This window comes from Lentilactobacillus kisonensis DSM 19906 = JCM 15041 (assembly GCF_001434135.1).
GTDB classification, from domain to species: Bacteria; Bacillota; Bacilli; order Lactobacillales; family Lactobacillaceae; genus Lentilactobacillus; species Lentilactobacillus kisonensis.
In genome coordinates, this window is sequence record NZ_AZEB01000070.1 from 1 (window position 1) to 2,290 (window position 2,290).

The 2,290-nt window shown below is 33.2% G+C and carries 4 protein-coding genes; 1 reads left to right on the forward strand and 3 read right to left on the reverse strand.

The features are described 5' to 3' along the window. The 3 genes from FC98_RS13645 to FC98_RS13655 form a co-directional block, all read right to left on the reverse strand. Positions 1-209: replication initiator protein A (locus FC98_RS13645; RefSeq protein ID WP_040537879.1), on the reverse strand; the 209-nt coding region annotated here is incomplete at its 3' end. Positions 210-365: 156 nt separating this feature from the next. Beyond that, positions 366-623, reverse strand: a complete 258-nt coding sequence (locus FC98_RS13650) for a hypothetical protein (RefSeq protein WP_003554892.1) — start codon at positions 621-623, stop codon at positions 366-368. 58 nt (positions 624-681) lie between these two features. Further along, on the reverse strand, positions 682-915 hold the full coding sequence (locus FC98_RS13655; protein WP_003554889.1) for a hypothetical protein: 234 nt from the start codon (positions 913-915) through the stop codon (positions 682-684). A gap of 956 nt (positions 916-1,871) precedes the next feature. Here FC98_RS13655 and FC98_RS13660 point away from each other — a divergent pair. After that, positions 1,872-2,290 (forward strand): recombinase family protein (locus tag FC98_RS13660; RefSeq protein WP_056949751.1); only part of this gene is annotated, 419 nt, incomplete at its 3' end.

The following is a 2,290-nucleotide window of genomic DNA, read 5'->3' on the forward strand; positions in this document are numbered from 1 at the left end:
AAAATAAAGTAGACGTGCCCTTCCTCATCAACCCAGTGATTGCGTAAGGCATACTCTAATCGGTCTTTCAGTACCATATAGGCCAATTTGGCTCCACTACTTAAATATCGATATTGTTCGCCGTACATCAATACTTTTGGAAACTGAAAGAATGAGGCTTCGTAAACATTGTTAACCTCGTAATAATTGAAATTATCGAATTCTTTCATCATATAAGCCCCGTTTCTATATCCAACTCATGTTGATTCAAAAGATCGCTGCTAAAACACCTAACTTGCTTTGCTAAGATTAAAAACTTGGGGAACCCTTTGAATTAACATGATACCAATTCAAAAGGTTCTCGATACTTGGCATCTATTAATTTATCAAAGACCACCGCGATTCTTTTTTGCTGGCAATGGTAGTTTGAACAGAATAACGATTGAAATTGCATACACAATTAGAATTGGAATCAATAACATGCCATAAGTGATTGACCACGTCAAAACTGTCATTAATAACGTCCCAACCGTATTTAATAATACTAACGTTTTTCTAGTGAGGTTAAATGAATTCCACATTAAAAACCACCAGTAGACTAATGAGCTGAGCAGTGCAAAGCCACTCCAGTCAGTTAATGTCAATATTCATTTACCTCCTTATAAATTAATTGATTTTATAGTATATTAAGATCTGCAAAAGTTAACGGTCATACTCTAAAGGTGGATAAGGAGCTAGAGTATCTTTAATTCCTTGTCGATGATCATAAATACTTAAAGAAACTTTTTTATCTTGCCAAGACATATTATAAATATATTGATAGGTATGATGTTGGTGGCGAATTGAAACATCTTCCTCCCATTGTCCCATATTGACCCAATTAAAAACTATTTTCTGATTTTTAATGCTATTTGTTGGAATCTTTTGGGCAACCATGTACGTTTGAACGGCTCCAGTAAAGTAAACACGGTGTTGCCAATAAATAGTAACCAAACTATAAAAGTAAGTCCTACCAATAAAGCCATTATGTAGCTATATCTTTTTAACATAACTAATTCATATTCTTTCCTTACTATACTTTAACATTTGCATACCGAAATATCCGCCTTCCCATAGACAGTAACACACTTCCTGTCAAAAAATAGTTTCCATTACCGATTTAAAAAAGGTTATTGTTGGATTGTGATTTTATTCCGAATTTTCGCCAAATAATCTAACAGTCCTTTTAACATCTACTCAGCTACTAAAAGGGTAATGAAGCTATTTACAATAAGCCATTATATTTTTGTTACTTTTTATGTTCTTTGATAAATCGATAAATTCGATTATTTAAGGGGTGGTTAACTTTTGTAAACTGTACTAAGGCAAAAGCCAAAGCAAAATAAATTATATTTAAATAGACGTTATACAAATAATACAAAAGCATATACAAAATAACAACTGAGATTCCAAAACCAATTAATGAAATTCAAGTTTTTAATGCTGTCAAATAGTTCACTTCCTAGACTATGTCTTGGTAATCGTCTTCTTCAAGAATTTAACAAATTCAATTGTTTTCAACTAAGTTAATATCATTACTTTCGAAAAATCAATCATAAAGCTTATTCTGTATCTTTTCATGATCCTCAATTATTTAACCTATCTTTCCTAATTAAGTGTCAACACCAATTCCGTAAACTATTCATCAAATTCTTATAATGAAACGTGTACCAGTATACTTCAGATGTTCGTATACATAATAGTGTTGTTTGATATAGAATCGATAGGGTCTACCCTATTGTATTCGGCTGAAAGTTGGATTATTATTAGTTACATATAAGTGATCCGGAGGCGNCCAGATAAAATATGTATTATCATTAGTTACATATAAGTGATCCGGAGGCATTCTAAAAATGACAAAAATTGGTTACGCACGAGTTAGTACTCGTGAGCAAAATCTAGCCCGGCAAATTGAACAACTACAAGCAGCGGGAGTGACAAAACTTTTCCAAGAGAAACTTTCTGGAAAAAATGCTGCCCGCCCACAACTTCAAGCCATGCTGGATTATCTTCGTGACGATGATGAGGTAATTGTGCTAAGTTTAGATCGGTTAGGTAGAAATTCAGCCGATTTAACAGAAATTATGGAAGCTATTCGCCATAAGGGGGCCACCTTAAACATTTTAAATTTACCGAGCTTTAATAGTATTGAAGATCCTAACTTACGTAACTTGATTACCAATATCATTATTGAGCTTTATAAGTATATGGCCCAAGAAGAACGTGAGACAATCAAAGTAAGACAGCGACAAGGGATTGAAATTGCTAAACG

Coding starts and splice junctions, on each gene's coding strand:
- FC98_RS13655 (WP_003554889.1), bottom strand. CDS start 915: ATGGTTGCCCAAAAGATTCCAACAAATAGCATTAAAAATCAGAAAATA.